We start from the raw sequence: 24,754 nt of genomic DNA on the forward strand, positions 1-24,754 counted from the left end.
AATCCACCGGTCGGCGCCGTTGATGGTCGAAACAAGGAATCGATCAAGCATGCGCTGGCCTCACAACGATGCGCCGCGCCTCGGCCCCAAACTGTTCGGCGGCGGCCTGCTCGAGTTCAAAGGATGAGCGCGCGATACCACTGCCGCGATAGCGGCCACCGGCCGTATAGACCGTCACTATGAAGTGCTTCACGGGAATCCTCCAGAGAGGTGGGAAAGCCCCGACAGAACACCGGGGCTACGGCTTTAACCATGTCCGCCATGGGCCTGTGAGCGGTCAGGCTCGCTCTACTAGCAGTCAGTCGTGTGCGCCGTCATCTGGTACTGGGAGGGCGGGCGCTCCTCCAACCATCGGGCAACTTTGGTCCCGTGCCGCGTTTCGTCCGGCTCTAACGCCTCGGCACTGCGAGGATCAAATTGGGCGCCCGATCACCTAGCCGTAGTCAATCGGCACGGCGTGGTTACGGGTTCGTCGGATACGCCGGGGCAGCGCTTGCCCTGGGCGCGGATAAGCCGCCGCTCGCGCCCAGAGGAGCGGCAGCAAAATCAGGAGAATTGGCATCGTTAGAGCAGAAGTCCGAGCGCGTTACGATCGCGAGCTAGGATGTCGTGCAGCTTGTTCAAGCTGTTGCCCCCCCCCACTCACGCCCGGGAAGTTTGAAACGCGCGCCAACTCCGATTCGGCTCGGTCTCGCCATTCGGCGGACTTCGTAGCATCGGCCGTTGCAATCCATCCGGGAACGCGTCCACAGGCTGAGTAGATTTGCGCGCGGACGCCTTGAATTTCCTCTATCACTTTCGTTTTGGCGAGCTGGATCTCCAGCGCCTTTTTGGTCGCTGCCATGTGTCTATCCTATGGAAGGGCGCGCGAGTCGAAAGGTGCGCGCTAGCTGAGGGAGATGAAGAGGGTGGCCGGATTCGAACCGGCGCGCATCAAGCTGCTACGAGGCAATCAGTGCCTCGCTCGAACGCTCTAACCGCTGAGCTACACCCTCAAGAGAGCAGACCCTAGATCCTGATCAGATCTGGAAAAATGGGATACGGGCTATTTAACGTCGCCGCGCCGACGCGGATCTGCTCACTTGAAGGTGCTATGCTCGCGAAAAATCACAATGACGACGGGGCACGCTTATGGCGGTTGCGGACAGCACAACGATCGATGCAATTGGTCTATGCAAGGACACGGGCTCCGTCATTCTCACAATCCTAGATGCGCTGCCGTGGGATCAAGCACACCTGAAACTGCTGGAAGAAAAGCTAAACGCCTATCTCGGCTTTATTGAGTCGGGTGAAATCTACTCGGTGTACCCAGGCGCGAAGGGGCGGCGTATCAGAATCAGCCTCATGTCGAGATTCAGGCCCAACACCGATGCCGAATCGTTCATCGCGCACGCTAGGGCTGTTGTGGAAACGTATGGGGCGGAATTAGTTCAGATTTCCTCGGGCGCTGGATACGCCGACGACGCAGCGTAGTGCCGCACTCTGGCGGCCGTCACGCCTGCATCATCGGGGGCGTTCCCTCGCCGGGGAGTTCAGTACTCTCGGTTGGGGTAGTGCGTGTCAATCGTGTGCTCGTTGCCGTCGACAATGATCTTGGTTCCGGCCGCATGCATCTGGAAAATCCGCAGATCGAATCCGTACAGAGGGCCGACGAAAAGTGACTTCTTCACCTCTTCCTCGTCTATCGTGATGCTGTACACCTCGCCTTCGTCGGTGAGGGCAAGTTGCACTTTGCATTGATACTTCGACTTTCCCTCTTCCTTGTCGAGGTAGACCCGGTGGTATCCGCGGGGGATTTCACTTCCCTCGACCACCAAGGTGATCTGTTCCGGCCCGTCGCAAGAGCATCCGTAGTGACTCTCGTCATTGTCCTTGATGAACTGTGCGACCAGTTCCGAGAGCTTGATCTGTGCAGGCGCCGGCGCGAGCAACTGGGTCATCTGCGTCTCAACGTGCTTGCCAACGGACGAATTCAATTGGGCCTCAACCTGGCCGCGAATGATCTTGAGCAAGAAATCGTTGTAGCCGGGGATGCCGAGGTGACTGAAATCGACCTGAAGCGCAGCTTTCACATGGTCGCGAAGTTGCCGCCCGAAGTCCGAGTGCGCCGAAATCTGGTCGTTGATCAAGTCATTGACCGTCTTGGTGACGCGTTCCTGAATTGCCTTTTCAATCGCGCCGGAGGCGATCACGTTTGCGAAAGCGGCGTTCACGGCCTGCTGCATGTCATTCATGGTTTCTCTCCTCGTGTATATGGCGCGGCTCTCGGAAGAAAGCCGCCTCAGATACATCGTGCGGATGCAGAGCCCCGTGCTACTCCCGGCTGAGCCGGCTCACGGCGGCGCTGCATCTCTTCAATCCAAGCGACGTTCTATAGCCACGTGAGCAGCCAGGCGGCGCTTGGATAGCCTCAGGTCTTTGGTCAGGGGTAGAGGGTTCCGCCCTGCGCCTAGCCGCGCTCGCAGAGAATGCGAACGCCATTGGCGTGTTCTATCGGTAACTGAGTTTTTAGAGAGCACCCGAGAGGTCGGGCGGGCAGCGATGTGTGCTGCGTTGGAATGAATTATAACTACGGTTATTTTAAGGTCAATACCAAAGTTATTATTTTGGTTATATTTTGTCTATTGTGCTGTGGTGGCGATAGCAAAAATTGCCTATGTTGTCATTGAGTAGACGCCTCCGCAGCGGCGAATGAGCAAAAATCAGGGCGGCATTCTGAGCCAAACGAGGTCGGTCAGGAGGAGGTGGCGGGAGGAGTACGCCGCAGGGGATTACAGGCGTCCCAGAATGACAAAACCCGCCGAAGCGGGTTTCTGCAGGTAGCGTTACAGCGGGGCGGGACCTACTGCAGTTGTGTAGAGATCAAAGACCCTAGATCATGAGCGCTATATGTCACTGTTTTGCCCGTGTAGTAGTTTGCACGCTCGAATTGCTTCTTACCGACAATCATTTGGTTTTCAACAACAGCAAGCACAAATCCAGGCTTTTTCTCCATGCGGTACTGCATGTGAATCACTTCCGCCTCTAATAGTCGCGTGGCCGAGGTTGCGGCGATGACAATAAGCGGTGCATCGTGCTCAATAAGATGATCGGCTATCAGGCCACCGGATATTGGTAACTCGACGTCAGATTGATAACGAAGGCCGAGGCCGCGCGCGACGCCATTTACAACATCGGCAACGCGCTGCTTAAAATCACTAACTTGGCGCTCAGCGCGAGAGGTCGCGATCGCGTGTAGTTGCTGAGCCGCCTCAGCTACACGGAAGACATACGGGGCTACCAGCCGGACATCGGACGCAAAAGCAGAAATCACCTCGTCGTCGCCGAGCTTGGCTGGACCAAAGGCAGCTAGATCTTCGGCCCATCGCGATAAAGCACCAGAGTCAGTATCGCCGCCCGCCATCGTCGCGAAAAATGCAGCCTCGCCGTTCTCATCAATCAAGAAACCGTTATCGCGTGGTCGTACGCGGACAACAATACGGTCTCCGGAGCCAGAGTACTCTAGGGGTGTAACGACCCGCTGCATGCCGCTTTCGTCGGCGTGCACCTCAAAAAGCGCGCAGATAGCCCGCTTCAGGTCGGTCACGAGTTCCATATGTCAGGCTGCTGATGATTGTTCTTGCTTGAGAGAGAAATGCCACAGGCGTCACAAAACTCCACGATCAATACTAGTCTATCCGAGTCACTGCGTGGGTCAAGCTTCGGATTTGTATTCAAAGCAAGCTCAGGAGCGCCCACAAGGAGCCTGTTTCGGTAGTCTAGCGTCGTTTCGCAGGGCACTTTGCAATGGAAACCCTTGTGGCTAGGGTGCCAATGAAACTCAAAAACCGGGCTGTGCGCGCCGTTTGCCATTGCGCACATGAGATATCCATAAAACGAGGTATCGGTAAGAGCCTCTCCGTCTCTCCAAAGGAAGACTACGGCGTGCGTATCCGACACGGCAACGAAATCGGTGGCATGCGTCCGTGCTGAGCCCATTTTGTGAAATGGCTTTGGCCACTTACCTCGCTTCATCGGCTTGAACGTGGGAATTTCGTCCAACACCTTTGGTGCGGCTTTGTGCGCAACAAGCTCCTTCGGAGTCAATCGATTTCCCCTCGCTAGATGGTGGCCCTTACATGTTCAGCGTGCGCCTTTTTAGCGTTCGGGCGGTGCAATATACCAGTGGCAATTGATTGCGCGGCGCAGCTTTGCTTTATGCGGTAGGTTTTGCGCTCAGATCAGCCTGACAATGCTTGCAGCGAATGGCTTCGACCTTGATTTCCTCGGCGCAGAACGGACACAGCTTTGTCAGGGCTGAAAGGGTTGGCTCTGCGGCGCTTTTTGAGGCCCATGGGTCTCGCCGGCGCTTTTCATCTTCCTCAATAACCCATCCTTTGCTGAGATATTTTTTTTGCAAGATACCCTGGATGGAAAAGGCGTAACAGATGGACGCAACAGGAATGGTAGCGAGAAAAAGAAAGCCTCCTGAGACGATTCCAAGGGGCATAACGACTGCGAGCCAGATGAATACGTGCCCCCACAGCCCCTTGGCGGCCAAATACAGCGGGCCCAGAAAAAACACCTCGAAGCACGCGTTATAGTCGACTTCTTCGGTATAGCCGTTGGCTGGATTCCTGAACCGTTGCGACATTGTGTTTTCCCTGTTTATTTGGGTGGCTCATCTCGCGTACTATCAGTACGTGCGGCCATATCCGTCCAATCATCGGTTTCACTCGTGAAAAATGGCCGTCTCCAACTTCAGAGGCGCAACGTCACAGAAACGACGACCTTCCATGTGCGCTAGTTTCCGCCCGCAGGCCCCGAGCCTGAACGATAAATGACTTCGCCAGCTATCTTAAGATACTCCAGCTTGTCTGCTGGGATCTCCTTGTCTGGATACTTTGACGAGTTGTATGAATGCAGCACCAGGCTGCCGCCGACCTGCTTAAACACCTGTTTGACAAGCGATTCGTCCTCGAAAATCACGGCGTAGACGCGCCCATCTCGGATGTTTGTCTTAGCGCTGTCGACCATCATCATGTCGCGATTGAAGAGATAGGGCTCCATGCTGTCGCCCCGAACGATACATAGCTTGCAGTCTTGTGGTCGCGAACCAATCTTGACGAAAAACCCCTTGTCGAACGGCAGCGCGCGCTTCTCACGGACCTCCCACTGAACCGTGCCGTCACCGGCCGAGAACCGGTAGTCGTAGCGATCTATCCAGACTCTATCGGGATCATCTGGAAGTTCGTCTCGAGTCTCCCAGACCAGAACATTTCCTTTATCCGCCGGAAGAAGTGGATTTGAGACTTGCGCGCCGGGGACGCTGAGTCCTTCATCGTCAGTCTCTCCCCGCAAATATTCTGGACTTGTCTGTAGGGCGCGCGCGAGCTCAATTATGAGTGCCGTCTCAGCGCCTTTTTCTATCTTCGCGATCATTGGCTGAGAGCATCCCACCATCTCAGCAAGCGAGCCTTGCGAGATACCCAGATATTTGCGCCGCGCGCGCACACGTGTAGCCATCGTTTCCATGCCACGAAGGGTATAACCGCGTTTATACCCAGTCAAAGAACTTTGGTTATTGACAATCATAACTTGAGTTATATAATCGGGTTATGGAAACCAAAACGCCCGAACAACTCGCTCTCGCCAAAGCCGTCGAAATCGTCGGAGGGCAGTCTGCACTTGCTCTGGCACTCCGCGAATGGCATCCGACCATTCAGCAACCGCATGTTGCGAAATGGCTGAAGAGCCCGAACGGCTGCCCTGCGGACTATTGCCCTGACATCGAGCGCCTGACTAAAGGGCAAGTGACATGCGAACAGTTGCGACCTCGCGTCAACTGGGCGGTGTTGAGGCACACATTCACTCTCCGACGTTCCCGACGAAGCCTCGACGCCACGGAAGAGGGCGTCGGGGCGGAAGCAAGTAGTTGCGGGGCGGCGCTGATGACCGGGGGTGTCGGATGAACGGCGAATACACGATTCGCTTGCGAGTCGAGTCGGAGCGACTCGATAGCGCACTTCAATCACTTGTCGAGCTTTCCCAAAGCTTTCCCGAGGTCGTCCATGGATTTCTTGATGGCTTGCTCGACTTTTCTGAACTGGTCCGCATCCACAGCATTGACAGTCCCGCAGGCGCTGCAGGTGAGGCGCGGATCGCCTTTGATCCGTCTGATCGTCTCCTGAAATTTCTTGCCGCATCCGCTGCAAGGAATCTCGATGGTCTCGTTGTCGAAGTTGATGGTCATGAGCACTCCTAGATTGAGTGAACTGGTTGTGTGGAAACACCATTCTCGCATGACGGTGAGTGCTCATCTTTATCTCGCAGGGCGTGTTGAACATGCCTTGCATCGTAGGGAATTCGGCGTGCAACAGCACGCAACTTAGATTGAGGGAGGTTGAACATGGCTGAACGGCCGAATATCGAGAAGGCCTTGCGTCTTCTTCTTGCGGGTGATGAGCGGAAAGCTGCGATGGAGGTTCTGAACTGGGACGCATCGCAGGTTTCGCGCTTTCTTTCGGGGCAAAACGGCATTCCCATCGACAAGATCGACCAGGTGATCAGCCTGACGGGCTTCGTGATGGTAACGCCGCGCTATCTGGAAGGGCTGGCGTCGATGGCCGAAACCGGCGTCGGCTGTCGCTGCGCGCGTGAGGGCGGCGGCGAGTGTGGATTTGAGCGGCGAATGAAAGTTATGCCGCGGGCTGCCTGATTCAACGGCAGTCAACAGTTGGCAGTCGCAGTACATCAAAAAACGCTTCGGCGCCGTGAGGGTTCCGGGCAAGAAATACGGGCCAGAATGGACATCTTCGTATCTCGCGACCTGATCGCGCGGCAGGCGTTTTCGGCCGCATGCCAAAAGCAATCCGGACGTGGTCCGGATCCGCAAAATCCCTATCCCTACGGGTCTGCGCCGCATGAATTGTGGTCGACGGAACTCGAGTCAGCTCTTCGCCGCATTCGTGGCCGATTTGCCGACGCTCGGCGCGGCCAGTTGGTGAGCGATGTGTATCCGTTTCGAAATGCCCCCAATCAGTGCGATTACTGAGGAGCGAGCGATGAGTTTCCATCGAGTTAATCAAGCGTGGGGCGTCGAGCTGCGCCACACAGAGAAGATCGTGCTACTTGCACTGAGCCACCACGCAGTTATGTCGACCGGTGAGTCGTCGCCCAAGATCAGTCGCCTGGCGCGTGATTGCGGCATGTCCGAGTCCGCCGTGCGCGATTCGATCAAGTCGTTGGAAGCTGCGGGGCACATCGTGACAATGCCGATCCGCCGCGGCGTGACGCAGTTCCGCGTGAATGTCGGGGGTGAGCAGTGAGCACGGTCATCATGTCCCAGTGTTGGCCGCTTGCCGGTATGACGATCGCGCAGAAGGCAGTACTGATCTCGCTGGCGGACAACGCCAACGACCAGGGCGTCTGCTGGCCGTCGATCCCGACGATCGCCGCCCGTGTCTGCGCATCCGAGCGCGCTGTACAGAACGCCATCAAGTGGCTGGAGTCGGCCGGTATCGTCTCAGCGAATCGTTCGAACGGCCGCCATACCAGCTACACGCTAACCCCCGCAGCATATTCACCCCCGCAGGAAATTCACCCCCGCACCAAATGCACCGGCGAAGGAAATGCACCGGCGCAGCAAATGCACCACACCCCCGCAGGAGATGCGGGGGACCCCCGCAGCAAATGCGCCACACCCCCGCACCATGTGCCGTCTAACCGTAAAGAACCATCAGTTAACCGTAAAGGAACCGTCAAGGGGGCGCGCGCTTCGCGGCGCGTCGAATCGACGATCAATCTTCCCGACTGGTTGCCTGAGGAAGCCTGGGCGAATTGGGTGGCCTACCGCCGCAAAGGCAAGGCACCGTTCACGGATCACGCCGTGACACTCTCGATCGAGGCGCTCGGCACATTGCGGGCTGCTGGCTATGAGCCAGTCGCTGTGATCAACCAAAGCATTCTGCGTGGCTGGACTGGATTGTTTCCGGTCAAGGACGCTGGGAGCCCAGCGGAGCAGGGCGGCACAACGGCCGGTGCCGGCGCGATTTGGTGGGATTCGGCCTCCGGTATCGAAGCGAAGGGAGCAGAGCTGAAGGTTGAGCGCCGACCGGAATGGAACGGACTCACCTACAAGATGCATGTCTTCCGCGCAGCAGGCCCCGGTGCGTGGATTGAGTCGGAGCTGGCGAAGGCGCAGAAGGCGAACCCGAACGAGTACGAGCGCGCATTCGCGTTCTTCCATGGGGTGTCGGCCACCAAGTTCGAGGAACTGAAGAAGCGCGCCGCGCCGTGATGGACCCGAATGAATGCTGGCGGCACTTCGAAGAAGCGGCAAGGGCGGCGCTGGCTGGGCTTGGCAGTGTGCCTCGCGCCTACCTCGCAGCAGTTCGGCGGCAGGTGAGGTTCGAGATCGCCCCGCCGGTCGTGATCCAAGGCCGGAAGCGGCCGGCACGCTACTACGTGGCCGACTTTGTCTACCAGCGGAGCAGTGAGGAGGTCATCGAGGACGTGAAAGGGCACCTGACGGCGGAATACCGGCTCAAGCGGCACCTGATGGCCGCCAAAGGCTTGACGATTACGGAGGTCAAATGAAGCGCGAAATTCTGGAAAGCATGGACAAGGGCTTTTGGTACAGCTACCAGACGCTGGCGTCGGTCACTGGGTTTGACACCGCGTCGATCAATCGAGCATGTCGTGCCCTTGCGGCCGAGAAGGTCGTGGAAATCGAGATTATCGGCAAGAAGTCGCGCGTGAGGCTTCTGATGAATCGGCCGGCGCTGAAAGTGAGTTCGTATCCGAGCGTTCCCTCAGTGGCAACCGTCCCGTACCAGCCGCGCTGGACGCCGATGCAGACGTATGACCGCGACGTGCTGGCCCACCAGGCGCTGTGTGAGGAGCTTCGATGAGCCGCACTAAGCATCCTCGTCGGCGGTATGACCCCAATCGCTTGATCAGACGCGCGGCTGAAAGCTTGGACCGTAAGTCCGCCGCGCTCCCGCTGGATCAGTCCCAGACGACTGACATTGGGCTCACATATCACCTGTCGCTTGACGCTATCAAGGGCGGATACGCGACTGAGGAGATATGGAGCAATCTCGCGTGCTCGGTGAATATCGCCCTGATCCTCGCCGAGCAAGGCACGGAAGAGGCTCGCATTGAAGACATCAAGCGAGCACAGGACGCGCTCATGAGAGCGAAAGCCCGCAGCGAGCGGTTCGGCACTTGGGGATTGGACGGCGACGGGATCCGCGATTTGCAGATGGCGCTCACAGTGCATGACTCTCAGATGAAAACGGCGCCCAAGGCGCAGGTTCGGGTGGCGATCAACGAAATGCATCGCCGGATGGCTGCTGGTGATTTCCTAGAGATCCAGCGATGAAGCGCAGCAAGCCCATGAAGCGCACCGGCTTCAAGCGCAGCACGCCGGCGGCGCTGAGCCCATTCAGCGGCAAGGCGGCGCTTCACGGCACGACGTTCAAGAGAAAAGCCCAGAAGAAGCGCGCAGGGCATGACAAGCGGATGCTGACCGCGTGCCGCGGCGAGCGCTGTTACCTGCGAGTGCCCGGCGTCTGCCTGCTGACGCCCGAGACAGTTGTGCCGTGTCATTCGAACGAGCAGCAACACGGGAAAGGCATGGGGATCAAGGCACGTGATGAATTTACCGTACCGGGATGTTTCGCGTGCCACGCGTGGCTCGATCATGGATCTGCGCCCCGCGAACAGAAATTCAGTGTCTGGCGCGCAGGCTACCGAGAATGGCAGCCGGTGCGTGCAGTAAAGCTTTCAATCGAGGTGGTGTGATGGCGGCGCTTCCATCGAGGATGTACCAAGATCCGGCGATCGTATTGGAACAAGAGGAAAACAGGACGTGCAAGGGGTGCATTCACAAGCTAAAACTATGGGGCTTGGAGTATTGCGCGAAAGACCAAACAAAGCCGGGGGCGAGGTATATGCGCCGGTGCGCGTTCTACAACGATGGGAGATCCAAGGAATGAGCGTTCCCAAATGGGTAGAAAGTGAGATCAGGAACTGGGTACGGTGGTGCCAGGCGGGTACTCTCCCACACCCGATGCCTCCGGATCACTGTCAGTCGATCGAGTGTCGCTATGTGGGAGCGGAAGCGTTTTGCGAGCAAGAAGATAGGCTCGAACCGATTTTCGAAGAGCGTGCTCAGGTCGTACAGCGTGTATATGACGCAATGCCCTATATCGAGCGCAAGGTGATGCAGGCCGAATATCTCTCGCCGTGGAGGTATGACCGGATCCACAAGGGGGTGGCCGGGGCCGCGCGAAAGATTGGAGTGTCTGTTTCCGGCTACGAGAGCGTGCTGGAGATTGGGCGAAAAAAAGTGAGGAGGGCATTCTCTTGAAATACTCGCGCGAAGTCATGGAGTGCATGGCACATCACCCGGGCCGTTGGTTTCCAATGAATGAGCTGGTTAATTACGTTCGAAGTAGAGCGCCTGGATCGCAGCGCTCTGCCGTGCATCGCGGCGTTTTGAGGGTGCTGCATGCTCTCCATGAATGTGGGTCTATATCGATTCGCGCGCCTCATTGTGATCGCGGCGCTGGCGCTCTATACAAGTGGCGAAGATAAAAGTGCGACACGCAGTCTTTGAAAAGCGCGACAGGATGTGAGACATTTGCTCCGGGACAGTGCGTCCAACAAAACCCGCCAGGTAAAAGCCTGCGGGTTTTTTCTTTTGTGCGTTCTCATCAAACCCGCAGACTGCCGGCGAGGCTGGCTAAGCGCGCCCAAGCGACGAACGGGTTGGCGGGTTTGATGAGGGCGAAGTAACCGGTCGCATATTGAGTGGTGCGGATCGATCGCAGTAGCCATCAACTTGTCTCCTCCAGCGACCGTCTGTCGATGGATTCGCCTGGCAGCGTGCCAGGCTTTCTTATTTTGTTCGAGCATGGACTTCGCGATTAGCGTATCGCAGGATCTGAAGGCGCTTACGAAGTCGCTGTCACAGCTCGAAAAGCAGCAACTGCCGTTCGCAATAGCTCAGACATTGACAGCGGTCGCAAAGATCGCTCAAGTCGAAGAGAAGGCAGCAATGCCTGAGGTTTTCGATCGACCGACGCCATTCACTGTCAATTCTGTTGCAGTCAAGGGCGCGCGAAAGAGTGACCTAGAAGCCCGCGTATTTATCAAGGACATCGCTGCAGCGTATCTTGAACCGTACGAGTTCGGCGGCAATCACAAGCTCATCGGGCGTGGTAAGACGTGGCTCAACCCGAAAGACAGGGCACTCCTCAACCAGTACGGCAACTTCAACAAATCGACCCTTCAGCGTTTGGAGGCGAGGCCCGATGTGTTCGTCGGCACAATCAAGACCAAAAGAGGTGAGCAGATCGGCGGCGTGTGGCAGCGGCCGCAAAACGCGAAGGTCGTCCGGCGAGCAGGTAAGCGCGGTGTCGCCGTACGAGGAGCAAACACTACGGGACATCTGAAGTTGTTGATCCGATTCGGCGATGGGATGCCGGTCAGGCGTCATCTGGAGTTTGGTGAGCGGGCCTTCGAGGTGGTCGATGCGAACTTCGCGCGAGAGTTCGACAAAGCGATGGCAAAGGCACTTGCGACTGCGAAACTAGGGTGACCATCCGTCGACGCACTGATTTGGTGCGCAGCGAGGGGGCTGCACCCATCATGCAGGCGGGTCCTTCCCGCCCTTCCGAGCACGCGGGCACTGCGCTCGTGCGATCTTCGGCTAGCTACAAACTTTCCAAATTTGGGTAACAGGTAACAGAACTGAGCGATGAATCAAAGCGAGTACGCAGCACGCCACAGCGTCAGTCGGAAGACGGTCACGAAGTGGAAGGAGCGCGGCTGGCTTGTGTTTGACGGCGATTCGATCAATGTCGAAGAGTCCGACAAATTGCTCAAGCGCTATCGTCGCGACGGCGCTCCGGCTGTTACCCCTTCTGTTACCCAGGAGCGCAAGGGTAACAAGCGCAAAACTGTTACCCAGGCGGCGGCCGAGGTAACGCTCGGTGCAGGAGAGAGCGCCGACGAAGCAGCCGAACGCATCCTGACTGGCAATGTTCAGTTGCTGGACTTCGATGAGGCGCGCTGCTTCAAAGAGAATTATCTCGGGCTGAAGGCTCAGCTCGAATATGACCGGGATTCCGGTCAGGTGGTGGACGTGGCCGAGGTGGCGAAAGCCGTCGGGAACGAATACGCCAAGGTCAGAACCCGCCTGCTGTCCATTCCCGCGGAACAGGCGCCGCGTCTTCATCGCTGCAAGACGCCGGCCGAACTACAGGACATGCTGCAGGAGGTCATCACAGAAGCACTCGAAGAGCTAACCCGTGACGGAGCAGGCAACCAAACATAGCACGCGGCGCTACGCGCGCGGGTATGACGCACTCCATGCGGGTCTTCTCGCGGCTCGCCGCGAGAACTTGCTTCCCCCTCCGAAGTTGACGCTCAGCCAGTGGGCCGAGCGATATGCAGTGCTTTCGCGCGAGACGAGCGCCCAGACGGGCCGCTTCCGCGCATTCGGCTATCAGCGAGGCATGCTGGATGCCGTGACCGATCCGTCGGTCGAGAAGATCAGCGTCATGAAGTCGGCGCGCGTCGGCTATACGAAGCTGATGGACCATGCTGTCGGCTACTTCATCCATCAGGATCCGTCGCCGATCCTCGTCGTGCAGCCGCGCGTCGAGGATGCTGAAAGCTACTCGAAGACAGAAATTGCGCCGATGCTGCGCGATACGCCCGTGCTTTCGGTGATCGCGGGCGATCAGAAGGCGAAGAACAGCGACCAGACTATTCTGGCGAAGACGTTCCGAAACGGGGCCAGCCTGACGCTTGTCGGCGCAAATAGCCCGGCCGGCTTCCGACGTATCACCTCGCGCGTCGTCATGTTCGACGAGGTGGACGCTTATCCCGTCGACGGAGCTGGCAACGAAGGCGATCAGATTGCGCTCGGCACGAAGCGGTCGGAGACCTTCTGGAATCGGAAGATCGTGCTCGGCTCGACGCCGACAGTCAAAGGCTACAGCCGGATAGAGAAAAGCTGGGGCGAAAGCGACCAGCGGCGGTATTGGGTGCCGTGCCCGCACTGCGGCGAGTTCCAAGTGCTCGAATGGGGCGGTCCGGATACGCCGCACGGCATGAAGTGGGACAAGGACGAAAACGGCAAAGGACTTCCCGAATCGACGTACTACGTCTGCAAGCACAACGGCTGCATCGTCTATGAGGTCGACAAAGCCGACATGATCGCTGCCGGCGAGTGGCGCGCGTCGAAGCCGTTCAACAGCCATGCTGGATTTCACATTTGGGCGGGCTATTCGCTGTTCCCTAATGCGTCGTGGCCGAATCTCGTCGCCGAATGGCTTCGGGTGAAAGACGATCCGCTCGCGCGCCAGACGTTCATCAACCTCGTACTGGGTGAGCCATACGAGGACCGCGGCGAGCGCGCGCTGAACGAAGCGAAGCTGGTGTCTCGCACAGAGGTCTGGGCGGCTGAAGTCCCCGACGGCGTTGCGGTGATCACAGCTGCTGGTGACGTGCAGGACGACCGGGTCGAAATCGAAACGGTCGGTTGGGGCCGTAACGAAGAGCGTTGGTCTATTGATCACGCGGTCTTCGAGGGCGACCCCGACAGCGATGAGTTGTGGGGGCGCGTCGACGCGCACCTGATGCGGATTTGGCTTCGCGCTGACGGGCGGCCATACGAGGTAATGGCCGCGTGTATCGACTCTGGCGGCCACCACACGCAGAAGGTCTACGAGTTTTGCAAGGCGCGGATCGGCCGCCGCATTTGGGCGATTAAGGGCGAGTCTGCACGCCGCGGCGCTCGGTCACCCGTATGGCCGACGAAGAAGCCGACATCGCGCACGAAGTCGAGCTATCGACCAGTGATCATCGGCGTGAACGCAGCGAAGGACGTTATCCGCGCGCGTCTTCATATCGAAGAGCCAGGGCCGGGATACATGCACTTCCCGGCAGACCGCGACATCAATTATTTCGCGCAGCTTGTGTCGGAAAGGTCGGCGAAGAAGATGTTGAACGGGCAGGTGTTCCGGATATGGGAGCTTCCGCCCGGACGGGCAAATGAGGCGCTCGACCTTGCTGTCTACAGCTATGCCGCGCTCTGTGGACTGATGCACTTCGGTCTGAGGCTGAACCAGCGCGCTGATGAAGTTGCGGCGCCGCCTTCGGAGCCGATGCAGCGAGTAGCCGGAACGACGTCGCAAGAAGTCACGCTCGACGTTAAGCCTCTGCCGAAGGCGGAACCTGAGCGAATGCCGCGCGTGATCGTTGCGGAACCAGCGAAGCAATCGCGAGCAAGTCGGCTCGCATAACTCACAGTTTGGAGCCGGATTTGTCGAATCTCACGCCGTCGATCTTCGCCGGAATGTCGCCGACCGCGCTGCAGCAGGCGCTGTCGAATGCACAGAACGCGCTGATCGAATTGCAGACTGGCGCGAAAGGTGTCACTTTCAGCTACACGCAGGGCGATGGGACGCGTGCCGTCACGTATCAACAAACCGACATCGCAGCGCTCACCGCGCTGATCCGTCAACTTCAGCAGGAACTCGGCATCGTCTGCCGGGCTCGCCGACCAATTCGCTTCGTGTTTCGATAATGGAAAATCAAGTGTCGATTCTCGGGCCGAGCGGTGCGCCGCTCACGCCGAGTCGCGCGCGCATGCTGACAGGCGGATCTCGTACGCCGTACGACGCCGCCGATCTGTATGGCGATCACGTCGCTGACTGGCAACCGTATCTGTGGTCGCCGGATGGCGAGCTCAACATGTACCGCGACCGCATCGTTGCGCGCGTGCGTGATCTCGTCAGAAACGACGGATGGGCTTCGGCGGCCGTTACGCGTACTCTCGACACCGTCGTCGGTGCGAATTTTCATCCTGTGTTCAAGCCTGACTATCAGGCACTGCGCGCGTACAGTGGAAACAAAGGCTTCGATCACGTCTGGGCTGAAGAGTATGGCCAGTCACTCGAAGCGAACTGGCGCACATGGGCTGACGATCTCGGCCGCTACTGCGATGCCCAGCGCAATCTGACGTTGCCCGAAATCATGGCCGTCGCGTTCCGTCACGAGCTGGTCGACGGTGATTCGCTGGCTCAGATGCTCTGGCTGCCGGAACGCGTCGGGCGAGGTCGTGCGCGGTATGCGACGACCGTCATGCTGGTCGACCCCGACCGTCTGTCGAATCCGCAACTTCGGTTCGACCAGCAGACGCAGCGCGGCGGTGTGCAGGTCGATAGCTACGGAGCCGCAACCGGATATTTCATCCGGCGCGCGCACCAGGGGGATTGGTTCAGTGCTGGCGACTCTATCCACTGGGATCTGATCCCGCGTGAGACGGAGTGGGGCCGCCCGATCATCGTCCACAATTTCACGCCGGATCGTGCGGGCCAGCATCGCGGCGGCGCAGGAATTCTGACGCCCGTGCTGCAGCGATTGAAGATGCTGATCAAGTACGACGGCACGGAACTCGATGCGGCGATTATCAACGCGATCTTCGGCGCGTACATCACCAGCCCGTTTGATCAGAATTTTGTCGAGGAATCGCTCGGCGGCGGTGGTGTTGGCGCGTATCAGGAAGGTCGTGCGGATTTCCATCGTGAGCGTCGCATTCGTCTTGGCGGTGCACAGCTGACGTCGCTGTATCCGGGCGAAATCATCTCGACGGTTGCCGCCTCGCGGCCGGCAGGCAACTTCGAGGCATTCGAAGCGGCGATGCTGCGTAATATTGCCGCCGGTACCGGCACATCGACGCAGCAGATAAGCCAGAACTGGTCAGATGTCAACTATTCCTCGTATCGCGCTGCGATGCTCGAGGCGTGGAAGACGTTCTATCGGCGTCGTGTCAACTTCGCACGCGGCTTTTCGCAGCCCATTGCGGGCGCATTTGTCGAGGAATCGCACGAGGTCGACGACCTTCCGATGCCCAGTGGTCACGTGCCTGACTTCATTGAGTGCCGCACAGCTTACTCGCGCGCAAAGTGGATGGGGCCCGGGAAGGGATACGTCGACCCGACGAAGGAAAAAGCTGGCGCGATCATGGGCATGGATGCTGGTCTATCCACGCTTGAGGACGAGTGCGCCGACCTTGCTGGCTCGGATTGGCGCGAAGTGATGGACCGCCAAGCTGTGGAAATCAACAGGATGAAGCAGCTCGGCATCCCTCTGCCTGCGTGGGCGGCCCGCGTCGAAGCAAAGAAAGCTGGCGACCCGCCACAGGAACCGGAACCCGCATGAACCACTTGCTACCACGTCTCGCCCAGCGGATGTTCAATACTCCGCTGGCGATCCATCCGCGTAAGGCGGAGATCGTGATGGCAGCGCTCGCGGACCGTCTCGGCATCAGCCAGATTGTGCGGATGGGCGGAGCCGCGCTCACGCCTCTCGCGATGGAAGATGACGAGTACGGCTTTGCTGAACCCGGCCGCGTGCAGCGGAAGGGTTACGACAACGTCGGCGGCGTCGCGGTGATCGAGGTGCAGGGTACGCTCGTGCAGAAGCTCGGATCGCTGCGGCCTTATTCGGGCATGTCGGGCTATGACGGCATCAGGCAGAACCTGCTGACTGCGATCGATGACCCGGAAGTCAGTGCGATCGCGTTCGACATCGACTCGCCGGGCGGAGAGGTGGCGGGCTGCTTCGATCTCGTCGATACGATCTATGCCGCACGTGGGCGCAAGCCGATGTGGTCGATCCTGAACGAATCGGCGTACTCCGCCGGATACGCAATCGCGAGCGCGGCCGATCGCATTGTCGTTCCGCGCACAGGTGGAACTGGCAGCATCGGCGTCATCACAGCGCGTGTCGACATGTCGCAGGCGCTGTCGAAGTCAGGCGTCGATGTGCACTTCATCACATATGGCGATTTCAAAGCCGATGGCCATTGCGAACTTCCGATCACGCCGGAAGAACTCGATCGCCACAAGGCAGACATCACATCCATGGGCGAGCTGTTCGTCGAAACAGTCGCTCGTAATCGGAATATCTCGGCCGCCACGGTTCGAGGTACGCAGGCCGCGACGTTCATGGGCGAGAAAGGTGTTGCCCTTGGGCTTGCGGACGAAGTGGCGGCGCCAGATGCCGCGTTTCGGGCGCTGATCCAGCAGATCAATGCCTAGACCATCTACTCAGGAAATCACATGTCGAAACTGACGAAGATCGCGGCGGCGATGCCGTTTGCGCACTTCCTCGGCCTGCCGAGCGCATCGGCGCCGCGAATGGAAGAGACCGACGATCGCAAGCAGCGCGACGACGAGTCCGATGAGGATTACGCGAAGCGCATGGAAGAGCAGGACAAGAAGGAAGAGAAAGCGCGCAAGGCTGAGGAGGAAGAGAAAGACAAGGAAGCCAAGCGCGCCGATGAAGGCGACGACGATGTCGACGCCGAGGCTGATGACAAAGATGATGAAGAAGACGGCAAGCGCGCAGGTCGCGCAAAAGGTGCGCGTCAGCGCGAGCGCATCCGTTGCGCGCAAATCATCGCCGCAGGCATCAAGGCTGGTCGCGTGAATCAGGCTGCCGTCTTCGCGTTCGACACATCGCTTAGCGTCGCTCAGGCGATCTCGGCGCTCGGTGCCAGCGAACTCGACAAGCCGAAAGCGCGCACCGGGCTCGGTGAGCGTATGTCGACGGTCGCCGCGCCGATTGCAACACCCCAGGCCGAAGCGCCGGCAGCGGATGATCCGCGCGCCATCGCGCAACGCGCAATCGCCGCCGCGGCTCGTGTCCGCGGCGAAGCTTAACCACTCCCCGATAAGGAGCAAACACCATGACGCTGAACGTCAGCACCATCGGGGAGAACCCCCAACAGCCAAGCATTACCGCTCAAGCCTTCATCCCGGATCAGCTGATCGCGGGCCCGCTGCAGATCGTCACCGACTCGGTGACGATCACAGGAGGCCCGTTCGTGCGCGGCACGGTACTCGGCAAGATCACAGCTTCGGGAAAGTACACGCAAGCGCTCTCAGCGTCGGCGGACGGCAGCCAGAACCCGTGTGCGGTGCTCGCTGACTCTGCCGACGGTAGCGCGGGCGATGTCATCTCCGGTGTCTACCTCCAGGCAGAGGTGAACGGAGCCGCGCTGACGCTGGGCACCGGCATCACGCTCGCTGCCGCGAAGGCGGCTCTGCTGACCAACGCCAACATCTACGTCAAAACCTCGGTCTCCGCTGCGGACCCGAGCTAACCCAAAAGCCCACACCACGAGAACCCCGCTTCGGCGGGGTTTTTGTTTTGGGAATCTCAAAAGCATCCGCATGGAGTAAAAAATGGCCGGAAATTTGATTTTCGACACCAACGTACTGATTCAGATGGTTCCCAATCTGAAGAAGTCGCAGCAGTTCCTGCTCGACAAGTTCTTCCCGAATGTCGTCACATCGGATACGGAGTTCGTGTCGATCGATGTCGACGTCGGCAAGCGCCGTATGTCGCCGTTCGTCTCGCCGCTTGTCGAAGGCAAACTGGTTGAGCAGCGCCGCTACCAGACGAACGAATTCAAGCCGGCGTACATCAAGGACAAGCGCGCTCCTGACCTGCGTAAGCCGGTTCGCCGCATGATCGGCGAGCGCATCGGCGGCGACATGTCGGCGGGCGAGCGCGAGATGGCGAACCTCACGTTCGAAATGGAAGACCAGATCGACATGCTTGATCGTCGCTTGGAATGGATGGCAGCTCAAGCGCTGGCAGGCGGCTCCGTGACGATCGCGGGTGATGGCTTCCCGACGGTCGTGGTCGACTTCGGGCGCGACGCTGAGCTGACGACGGCGCTGACGGGCACTGCCAAGTGGACGGCGGCCAACGTGGCCGCGAGCAACGCCACACCGTCGACGAACCTCGAGCAGTGGGGCCATCTGATGCTCAAGAAGTCCGGCGGCGTTGCAACCGACCTGATCTTCACGACGAGCGCATGGACGGGTTTCATTGCCGATCCGGTCGTGAAGGCTGCGATCTGGTATCCGGGCAATGGTGGTCAAGGGAACAACATCAACGTCGGCGCGCAGATCCAGCGCGGCGCGCAGTACAAGGGCCACTGGGGTCAGTATGACCTGTGGGTCTACAACGACTGGTACGTCGACGACAACAACGTCGAACAGCCAATGCTGACGGACGGCACGGTGATCATGTCGGGTGCGGACCTGATGGGCACGCGTGCTTTCGGCACGGTGCTCGATCCCGCGTTCAACTATCAGGCGTTGCCGTATGCGCCGAAGACCTGGGTGTCGGAAGACCCGGCCCAGCGCTTCCTGATGATGCAGTCGTCGCCGATCGTGATCCCGAGCCGCGTCAACGCGTGCTTCGCCGCGACGGTCTGTGACCCGGTGGTGAGCTAATGGCCGCGCCCGAAAAGGGCGGTTCGCGCGCGACCGTAGCGCGAGGCCGCACGATCACCATCGACGGCAAGCAGGTTGGCCCCGGCGAAGAGGTCTCTTTACCGCCGGCCGAAATCGCCCAACTCCGGAAGGCAGGGTTTCTGACGACGCCCGGTGAAGCTGAACTTCCGCGCGGTGACGGTCCCGTCTTTTCGCCGTCAGAAGGTCCGACGGTCAAGGTGGCATAAGAGATGGACTGGGACGACGTCGTCGACGCGAAGATTCTCGGGCCTCTCCAGAAGGAATTCGGCACGGAGATCACGTATCAAGCAGCGGTTGGCGCATCGTTCCCGATCACCGGGATCTACGACAAGGCGTTTTTCGGCGTTGATCCAACGTCGGGGGAATCGGTTGTCACGAATCAGCCGACGATCGGTGTGCAGCTTTCGCAGTTCTCCGGCCAGATGCTGCCGCTTCAAGGCGACCAACTTCTGATCAACAAGACGGGCGAGCAGTGGGAAGTTCGGGAGGTACATCCAGACGGCCACGGCGCAGCCCGGTTGATGCTCAACGTACCAGGCCAAACCGATGTCTGATCAGACTGCACGCGCGGAATTCCGCGCTGCGCTGCTGTCCGTTCTCGGCATGCTGCAGGGCGTCAAGCTGCAATCGCCGGGCGACTGGAATTTGCCGGCAGCGAAGCTGCCTTCCATCAAGGTGAGGTATGGCGGTGAAGAAAAGCAGTCGCTCGGTAATAGCGGCCAGACTGCCTTCACCACGACAAGCATCTTCGAGATCCGCGTTGAGGTATCGGCAGCGTCTGGTCCGGCGGCGCTTCTCGCGCTCGAAGGTCTGCAGGCTGACATTGAGGCAGCGATCTTCAAGAGCGTGCCACTGCGCAAACTCGCACAGGACTTCCCGTTTGTGCGGATTCAAACGGACGTGAGCGCCGAAGGCGAGACACACATAGGCGGAATGCTCGTTTCGATTGGCGTGCAGATGTACGAGACGTTCTATCCGGACGTTACCGCACAACTCACGGAAATCGATCTGACGGCAGATCTGATCAACGTCTTCGATTCGGCAGAGACCTACCCGAATCCTCCTTTCCCTGACGCAGTTACGCCGGCCCCTCGCACCGAAGGCCCCGATGGACGGGCTGAAGGCTTCGTCAAAGCAACATTCTCTTAAGAGGTGACGAATGATCGTCAAACCTGCGCCGGGCCTCAAAGTGCGGCATCCGGTAACGAAACAGTTTCTTCCGCCCGAAGGCATCGAAGTGCCGGACGGCGATATTTTCTGGACGCGCGTAGCGAACGACGGTGACGTCGTTATCGAGGCGCCCGCAACCGCAACGAAGAAGGCCGGGGGTAACGCGTAATGACCGTACCGTTCAAACAGATCCCGCAGAACCTGCGCACGCCGCTGTTCTTCGCCGAGATCGATAGCTCGCATGCCAACTCAGCGGTTGCGAATCAGCGCGGGCTGCTGATCGGCCCGATGACGACCGGCGCGGCTGCTCAGGATGTGCCGCTGCTCTCCGCTGGAACAGGCGACGCAAACACGCAGTTCGGTGCGAATTCTGTGCTCGCGCTGATGGTGGGGGCATATCGACAGAACGATACGTTCGGTGAGTTGTGGACCCTCCCGTTGGCTGATGCCGCTGGCGCCACGGCCGCAAGCGGCTCGATCGGCGTTACAGGCGCGCCGACGGCGAATGGAACGGTGGCGCTGTATATTGCCGGGCAGTTGGTCTCTGTTGCTGTCGCTGCGGGTCAGACGACGGCACAGGTTGCCACTGCCATCGGTGGAGCGATCAATGCAATTCCTGGCATGCCGGTGACCGCGGCAGTCACGACCAGCACGATCGACCTGACGGCGGATAACAAGGGGCTAGTCGGCAACGACATCGACATTCGTTTCAACTACCAGGGTGCGGCGAATGGCGAAGTGTTCCCGACTGGGTTTGCTGCGACGATCACGGCGATGACCGGCGGCGCGACAAACCCGACGCTGACGACGGCGCTCGGCAATCTGCTCGACATGCCGTTTGACTTCATCGCGTGCGCGTTCACGGACACGACCTCGATGGATGCGATCAAGGCGTTCCTGAACGATTCGACAGGGCGATGGAGCTGGCAGCAGCAGGTGTTCGGGCACGCGTTCTATGCGTATCGAGCGACATGGGCAAATCAGACGACGTTTGGCACAGCCCGAAACAACCAGCATGAAACGGTAATGGGCTTCAACGATTCGCCGACGCCGCCGTGGCAATGGGCAGCGGCAATCGCGGCACAGACTGCCGTGAGCGTACGCGCAGATCCGGGCATTCCCATGCAGACGGTCGCGCTCACCGGCGTGCTGGCGCCGCCGCTGCAGTCTCGCTTCAACCTGAGCCAGCGCAACACGCTGCTCTACGACGGCGTCTCAACGTTCACGGTTGCCGATGATGGCACGGTCGCGATCGAAAACCTTATCACGACCTACCAGACGAACGCGTCGGGACAGCCGGACAACAGCTATCTCGAAATCGAGACGATGTTCCTGCTGACATATGTGTTGCGCCGCTTGCGCACGATGGTGACGACGAAATACGCGCGCGTGAAGCTCGCAGCCGACGGCACGCGCTTCGCGCCGGGTTCCGGCATCGTCACGCCGAAGATCATCAAGGCCGATCAGATCGCGGAGTACCGCGCGATGGAATACGAAGGCTACGTGCAGGGAAGCGATATCTTCGCGCAGTCGATCATCGTTGAGCAGAACGCATCGAACCCGAATCGCGTCGACGTACTGTGGCCTGGCACACTGATCAACCAGCTACGCATCTTCGCGCTGCTTGCGCAGTTCCGCCTGTCGACTACGCAGTCCTGATCTGTCCGTCAAACGCAAAGCGCTGCCATGTAATCCGGGGCAACGCTGTCATTTCTGGGAGATGTAAATGGCGAACAACACAGGCCTCATTGCCGGTACCGCGTATCTGACGGCGGATGGGGTGAATTATCAGATAGAAGGCGAACTGAAATATGACGTCGGCAGCGTGACGCGCGAGACGAAGGTCGGTCAAGACACCGTGCACGGCTTCAGCGAAATGCCGAAGGCGCCGTATATCAGTGCATCAATCCGCGATTCCGGCGGTCTTAGCCTCGCCGCGTTCAACGCGATGCGCAACGTGACGCTTGTGGTCGAGCTTGCGAACGGCAAAACGGTCATTGGCCGCAACATGTGGACGGTGGAGGCGCAAGAAGTCGATACGGCCGAGGCGAAGTTCACGTGCCGCTGGGAAGGCCTGCAGAACGCGGTCACGGAGCAATAAGTGATGAGCGATACGAAAACAATCATTCTCCGCAAGCCGCTGAAGTATGGCAAGGGAGACGCCGAGACAACCGTCTCAGAAATCTCGCTTCGCGAGCCGCTCGCAGGCGACTATGAGAAGGCAGAGCAATCCGCAGGCATCTATGGCACGTCGGTCGCGCTGATAGCGCTACTCAGCAGCGCGCCTGTAGACGTGATCGACCAGATGTATGGCAGTCAGATCGACGAGGCTGAGGATTTCATCGCCTCATTCGGTCACGACGCGGTGCGGAACCCGGCTCGGAGCTCCGACGAGATCGTCATTCAGCTGACAAAGCCGGTGCAGATCACTCGCGACGACAGCGCGCTGAACATTGCGTCTTTGACGCTGTGCGAGCCGACGAATCAGCAGAAGCGGAAAGCGGAATCCGCGGGCGGTCCATTCGCCCGCATGGTCGCGCTCATAAGCCTTATCGGCAAGGTTCCGAAAAGCTCGGTGCGCGCGCTGTCCGCGCGGGACTTCCTCGAGGCGGTGGCGTACTTCAACGGTTTTCAGGTTCGGCGATCACCGGACTCGGACGACTGATCGCCGAGCAGATCTCGATTCCGGAGTGGTGGGACGATCGTCTCACCGAACTGACGCACATGATGCGTTTCGATCCTGACCGGGTCGAGCAGATGACAGAAACCGAGACCCTGCACTGGCTCGCGAGAGCGCGGCGCTTGGGCAAACGGATTGGAGTTGGCGCATGAACATCGGTGGCGGCGCAGGCGCCGTGCTCAGCACCGCCTCGGGCATTTCCAATCTGGCAAGTTCGCTAGCGGCTCGGCTGGGCGGCTCAGCGCAGTCGTACTTTAAGCAGTTGCGCCCGGCGTCGTATCGCGGCGTGCCGTTCGTGTCTCTCGGCAGCGAGGCGGCGTTCGGTCGCCGCAACCAGATGCACCAGTATCCGATGCGGGATACGCCATGGATCGAGGATCTCGGCCGCGGCGCGCGGCGCATCCGCATGTATGGCTTCGTCGTCGGCGACGACGTCATCGCGCAGCGCGACGTCATGATTGCGGCCGTCGAGACTGCCGGCGACGGTGAGCTGATTCATCCGACACTCGGCCGGCTCACCGTCAACCTTGACGGGTTCCGCAGTATCGAGCATTGGGAAAAGGGCCGGTACTTCGAGCTTCACTTCGAATTCATCGAGGCAGGGCAGCGCACCTACCCGACGGCAGATCCCGCGACAACGCAGTCTGTGCTGAACGCGGTGACAGGACTTAATGTTGCGGCGGCGCTCAATTTCGCGAAGACGGCCATGACCGCGATTGCATATGGCGCTGCGGTGTTGGGCACGGTCGTCAATACGGCGCTCGGCTGGTACTTGTACGCCAAAAACATTGTCGGCGACGCGAGGAACCTGTTTCAGTTGCTGTTTAACCTGCCGGGCGACTTCGGTCGCTTCGCAGGCAGCGCCACGGTGCCGACGTTCAGCAAGTATCCGAGTTCCTCGGTCCATTCGACGACGACTCAGGCGCTGTTCGAGACCGCCACCGCGGCGCGCGCGAACGTCAGCGCGGCGGCCGATGCAATGGCGACTGCTGCAGCGGCTTTCGACGCGTCCTCGGTGGATGCCTTCACGGCATCGGTTCGTGGCGTAACCACGGCAGTTCTGGCGGCGACAAGCGATCCGAGCGATTCGATCCGGCTGTTGTCGGCTCTCTCGACGTTCATTCCTGATGCCGGCACGACCACGTCCGTCATTGGCACGGCGATGGGCGAAATGCAATCAGCGTGCAGCGATCTTTTTCGGCGCGCTTCGATCGGCGCGGTCGCGCAGGCGTCATCGACGTATCAGCCGACGTCTAGCGACGACGCCATGCGCGTGCGCGATCTGGTCACCGACCTGGTCGACGCCGAGATGACTGTTGCCGGCGACAAAGGGGAGGACGAGACCTATGAAGCCTTGTCGGCCCTGCGCGCGGCGGTAGTGGCCGACCTGAACAAGCGCGGTGCAGGTCTCTCGTCTATCAAGACGTTCGACCTTCCGTCGATGCTGCCGTCGCTCGCGCTCGCCACACGGTTGTATCGCGACCCGACGCGGGCCGACGAACTGGTTGCGCAGGCGAATCCAATACACCCTGCATTCATGCCAACGACTTTCAATGCGCTGGCAAAATGA

Annotated in this window: 34 protein-coding genes and 1 tRNA gene; 28 read left to right on the forward strand and 7 right to left on the reverse strand. The window is 59.5% G+C overall.

Going from position 1 to position 24,754, the window contains the following annotated elements:
- Positions 1-43: 43 nt before the first annotated feature.
- Both PEP31012_RS23710 and PEP31012_RS17910 read right to left on the reverse strand, forming a co-directional pair.
- A complete protein-coding gene (locus PEP31012_RS23710) occupies positions 44-193 on the reverse strand; it encodes a hypothetical protein (RefSeq protein WP_023595569.1) in 150 nt (49 codons plus the stop codon).
- Positions 194-903: 710 nt separating this feature from the next.
- Positions 904-995, reverse strand: a tRNA-Thr gene (locus tag PEP31012_RS17910).
- A gap of 136 nt (positions 996-1,131) precedes the next feature.
- On the opposite strand from PEP31012_RS17910, the gene PEP31012_RS17915 reads away from it, so the two are divergent.
- A complete protein-coding gene (locus tag PEP31012_RS17915) occupies positions 1,132-1,473 on the forward strand; it encodes a DUF6572 domain-containing protein (protein WP_174978289.1) in 342 nt (113 codons plus the stop codon).
- Positions 1,474-1,532: 59 nt separating this feature from the next.
- Here PEP31012_RS17915 and PEP31012_RS17920 read toward each other — a convergent pair whose 3' ends face one another.
- The 4 genes from PEP31012_RS17920 to PEP31012_RS17940 form a co-directional block, all read right to left on the reverse strand.
- Positions 1,533-2,234, reverse strand: coding sequence for a hypothetical protein (locus PEP31012_RS17920; protein ID WP_150590658.1), 702 nt, complete (start codon positions 2,232-2,234; stop codon positions 1,533-1,535).
- 608 nt (positions 2,235-2,842) lie between these two features.
- Entirely contained in the window at positions 2,843-3,595 is a 753-nt protein-coding gene (locus tag PEP31012_RS17925) for a hypothetical protein (protein WP_150590659.1), read from the reverse strand.
- A gap of 600 nt (positions 3,596-4,195) precedes the next feature.
- The gene (locus PEP31012_RS17935; protein WP_150590661.1) at positions 4,196-4,633 is read right to left on the reverse strand and encodes a DUF2628 domain-containing protein; all 438 of its coding nucleotides are present in this window, start codon (positions 4,631-4,633) and stop codon (positions 4,196-4,198) included.
- 149 nt (positions 4,634-4,782) lie between these two features.
- Positions 4,783-5,505 carry an XRE family transcriptional regulator gene (locus PEP31012_RS17940; protein WP_246171364.1) on the reverse strand — a complete coding sequence of 241 codons (723 nt, stop codon included), beginning with the start codon at positions 5,503-5,505 and terminating at the stop codon, positions 4,783-4,785.
- Between the two features lie 92 nt (positions 5,506-5,597).
- Between PEP31012_RS17940 and PEP31012_RS24275 the strand changes: the two genes are divergently transcribed.
- On the forward strand, positions 5,598-5,951 hold the full coding sequence (locus PEP31012_RS24275; RefSeq protein ID WP_150590662.1) for a helix-turn-helix domain-containing protein: 354 nt from the start codon (positions 5,598-5,600) through the stop codon (positions 5,949-5,951).
- A 59-nt stretch (positions 5,952-6,010) separates the two neighbouring features.
- Here the strand turns inward: PEP31012_RS24275 and PEP31012_RS17950 are convergent, their stop codons facing one another.
- Positions 6,011-6,232 (reverse strand): zinc ribbon domain-containing protein, encoded by a 222-nt coding sequence (locus PEP31012_RS17950; protein ID WP_150590663.1) that lies wholly within the window; start codon positions 6,230-6,232, stop codon positions 6,011-6,013.
- 156 nt (positions 6,233-6,388) lie between these two features.
- Here PEP31012_RS17950 and PEP31012_RS17955 point away from each other — a divergent pair, with 156 nt between their 5' ends.
- The 26 genes from PEP31012_RS17955 (at position 6,389) to PEP31012_RS18075 (ending at position 24,754) form a co-directional block, all read left to right on the forward strand.
- Positions 6,389-6,697: a DNA-binding protein gene (locus PEP31012_RS17955; RefSeq protein WP_150590664.1), complete on the forward strand. Its 309-nt coding sequence runs from the start codon at positions 6,389-6,391 to the stop codon at positions 6,695-6,697.
- A gap of 87 nt (positions 6,698-6,784) precedes the next feature.
- On the forward strand, positions 6,785-7,033 hold the full coding sequence (locus tag PEP31012_RS23715) for a hypothetical protein (RefSeq protein WP_174978290.1): 249 nt from the start codon (positions 6,785-6,787) through the stop codon (positions 7,031-7,033).
- 10 nt (positions 7,034-7,043) lie between these two features.
- Complete coding sequence (locus tag PEP31012_RS17960; RefSeq protein ID WP_174978291.1) at positions 7,044-7,307, forward strand: helix-turn-helix domain-containing protein; 264 nt, start codon at positions 7,044-7,046, stop codon at positions 7,305-7,307.
- A gap of 38 nt (positions 7,308-7,345) precedes the next feature.
- On the forward strand, positions 7,346-8,278 hold the full coding sequence (locus PEP31012_RS17965; RefSeq protein ID WP_246171365.1) for a helix-turn-helix domain-containing protein: 933 nt from the start codon (positions 7,346-7,348) through the stop codon (positions 8,276-8,278).
- Entirely contained in the window at positions 8,278-8,577 is a 300-nt protein-coding gene (locus PEP31012_RS17970) for a DUF1064 domain-containing protein (protein ID WP_150590667.1), read from the forward strand. The genes PEP31012_RS17965 and PEP31012_RS17970 overlap by 1 nt, the downstream gene beginning before the upstream one ends.
- Complete coding sequence (locus PEP31012_RS17975; protein WP_150590668.1) at positions 8,574-8,891, forward strand: hypothetical protein; 318 nt, start codon at positions 8,574-8,576, stop codon at positions 8,889-8,891. The genes PEP31012_RS17970 and PEP31012_RS17975 overlap by 4 nt, the downstream gene beginning before the upstream one ends.
- The gene (locus PEP31012_RS17980; RefSeq protein ID WP_150590669.1) at positions 8,888-9,364 is read left to right on the forward strand and encodes a hypothetical protein; all 477 of its coding nucleotides are present in this window, start codon (positions 8,888-8,890) and stop codon (positions 9,362-9,364) included. The genes PEP31012_RS17975 and PEP31012_RS17980 overlap by 4 nt, the downstream gene beginning before the upstream one ends.
- A 14-nt stretch (positions 9,365-9,378) precedes the next feature.
- Positions 9,379-9,786, forward strand: a complete 408-nt coding sequence (locus PEP31012_RS17985) for a nuclease domain-containing protein (protein WP_425494974.1) — start codon at positions 9,379-9,381, stop codon at positions 9,784-9,786.
- 190 nt (positions 9,787-9,976) lie between these two features.
- Positions 9,977-10,354 carry a hypothetical protein gene (locus tag PEP31012_RS17990; RefSeq protein WP_150590671.1) on the forward strand — a complete coding sequence of 126 codons (378 nt, stop codon included), beginning with the start codon at positions 9,977-9,979 and terminating at the stop codon, positions 10,352-10,354.
- A 546-nt stretch (positions 10,355-10,900) separates the two neighbouring features.
- Positions 10,901-11,587: a hypothetical protein gene (locus PEP31012_RS17995; protein ID WP_150590672.1), complete on the forward strand. Its 687-nt coding sequence runs from the start codon at positions 10,901-10,903 to the stop codon at positions 11,585-11,587.
- Between the two features lie 159 nt (positions 11,588-11,746).
- On the forward strand, positions 11,747-12,325 hold the full coding sequence (locus PEP31012_RS18000) for a hypothetical protein (protein ID WP_150590673.1): 579 nt from the start codon (positions 11,747-11,749) through the stop codon (positions 12,323-12,325).
- The gene (locus PEP31012_RS18005; protein ID WP_150590674.1) at positions 12,300-14,300 is read left to right on the forward strand and encodes a phage terminase large subunit family protein; all 2,001 of its coding nucleotides are present in this window, start codon (positions 12,300-12,302) and stop codon (positions 14,298-14,300) included. The genes PEP31012_RS18000 and PEP31012_RS18005 overlap by 26 nt, the downstream gene beginning before the upstream one ends.
- Before the next feature lie 53 nt (positions 14,301-14,353).
- Positions 14,354-14,584, forward strand: a complete 231-nt coding sequence (gene gpW, locus PEP31012_RS18010; protein WP_150590675.1) for a gpW family head-tail joining protein — start codon at positions 14,354-14,356, stop codon at positions 14,582-14,584.
- Positions 14,585-14,646: 62 nt separating this feature from the next.
- Positions 14,647-16,221: a phage portal protein gene (locus tag PEP31012_RS18015; protein WP_150590676.1), complete on the forward strand. Its 1,575-nt coding sequence runs from the start codon at positions 14,647-14,649 to the stop codon at positions 16,219-16,221.
- Positions 16,218-17,102, forward strand: coding sequence for a S49 family peptidase (locus PEP31012_RS18020; RefSeq protein WP_150590677.1), 885 nt, complete (start codon positions 16,218-16,220; stop codon positions 17,100-17,102). The genes PEP31012_RS18015 and PEP31012_RS18020 overlap by 4 nt, the downstream gene beginning before the upstream one ends.
- Before the next feature lie 99 nt (positions 17,103-17,201).
- Complete coding sequence (locus PEP31012_RS18025; RefSeq protein WP_150590678.1) at positions 17,202-17,726, forward strand: hypothetical protein; 525 nt, start codon at positions 17,202-17,204, stop codon at positions 17,724-17,726.
- A gap of 26 nt (positions 17,727-17,752) precedes the next feature.
- On the forward strand, positions 17,753-18,169 hold the full coding sequence (locus PEP31012_RS18030) for a head decoration protein (protein WP_150590679.1): 417 nt from the start codon (positions 17,753-17,755) through the stop codon (positions 18,167-18,169).
- A gap of 82 nt (positions 18,170-18,251) precedes the next feature.
- Positions 18,252-19,313 carry a major capsid protein gene (locus PEP31012_RS18035; protein ID WP_150590680.1) on the forward strand — a complete coding sequence of 354 codons (1,062 nt, stop codon included), beginning with the start codon at positions 18,252-18,254 and terminating at the stop codon, positions 19,311-19,313.
- Positions 19,313-19,540, forward strand: coding sequence for a hypothetical protein (locus PEP31012_RS18040; protein WP_150590681.1), 228 nt, complete (start codon positions 19,313-19,315; stop codon positions 19,538-19,540). The genes PEP31012_RS18035 and PEP31012_RS18040 overlap by 1 nt, the downstream gene beginning before the upstream one ends.
- 3 nt (positions 19,541-19,543) lie before the next feature.
- The gene (locus PEP31012_RS18045; protein WP_150590682.1) at positions 19,544-19,888 is read left to right on the forward strand and encodes a head-tail joining protein; all 345 of its coding nucleotides are present in this window, start codon (positions 19,544-19,546) and stop codon (positions 19,886-19,888) included.
- Complete coding sequence (locus tag PEP31012_RS18050) at positions 19,881-20,483, forward strand: hypothetical protein (protein ID WP_150590683.1); 603 nt, start codon at positions 19,881-19,883, stop codon at positions 20,481-20,483. The genes PEP31012_RS18045 and PEP31012_RS18050 overlap by 8 nt, the downstream gene beginning before the upstream one ends.
- Positions 20,484-20,493: 10 nt before the next feature.
- Positions 20,494-20,673, forward strand: a complete 180-nt coding sequence (locus tag PEP31012_RS18055) for a DUF2635 domain-containing protein (RefSeq protein WP_150590684.1) — start codon at positions 20,494-20,496, stop codon at positions 20,671-20,673.
- A complete protein-coding gene (locus PEP31012_RS18060; protein ID WP_150590685.1) occupies positions 20,673-22,163 on the forward strand; it encodes a phage tail sheath subtilisin-like domain-containing protein in 1,491 nt (496 codons plus the stop codon). Before PEP31012_RS18055 ends, PEP31012_RS18060 begins: the two co-directional genes overlap by 1 nt.
- Before the next feature lie 67 nt (positions 22,164-22,230).
- Positions 22,231-22,605, forward strand: a complete 375-nt coding sequence (locus PEP31012_RS18065; protein ID WP_150590686.1) for a phage tail tube protein — start codon at positions 22,231-22,233, stop codon at positions 22,603-22,605.
- Positions 22,606-22,608: 3 nt separating this feature from the next.
- Positions 22,609-23,169, forward strand: coding sequence for a phage tail assembly protein (locus PEP31012_RS18070; RefSeq protein WP_150590687.1), 561 nt, complete (start codon positions 22,609-22,611; stop codon positions 23,167-23,169).
- Between the two features lie 163 nt (positions 23,170-23,332).
- Positions 23,333-24,754, forward strand: a complete 1,422-nt coding sequence (locus tag PEP31012_RS18075; protein WP_150590688.1) for a DNA circularization protein — start codon at positions 23,333-23,335, stop codon at positions 24,752-24,754.

Origin of the sequence: Pandoraea eparura (genome assembly GCF_902459725.1) — a bacterium.
Taxonomy (GTDB): Bacteria; Pseudomonadota; Gammaproteobacteria; order Burkholderiales; family Burkholderiaceae; genus Pandoraea; species Pandoraea eparura.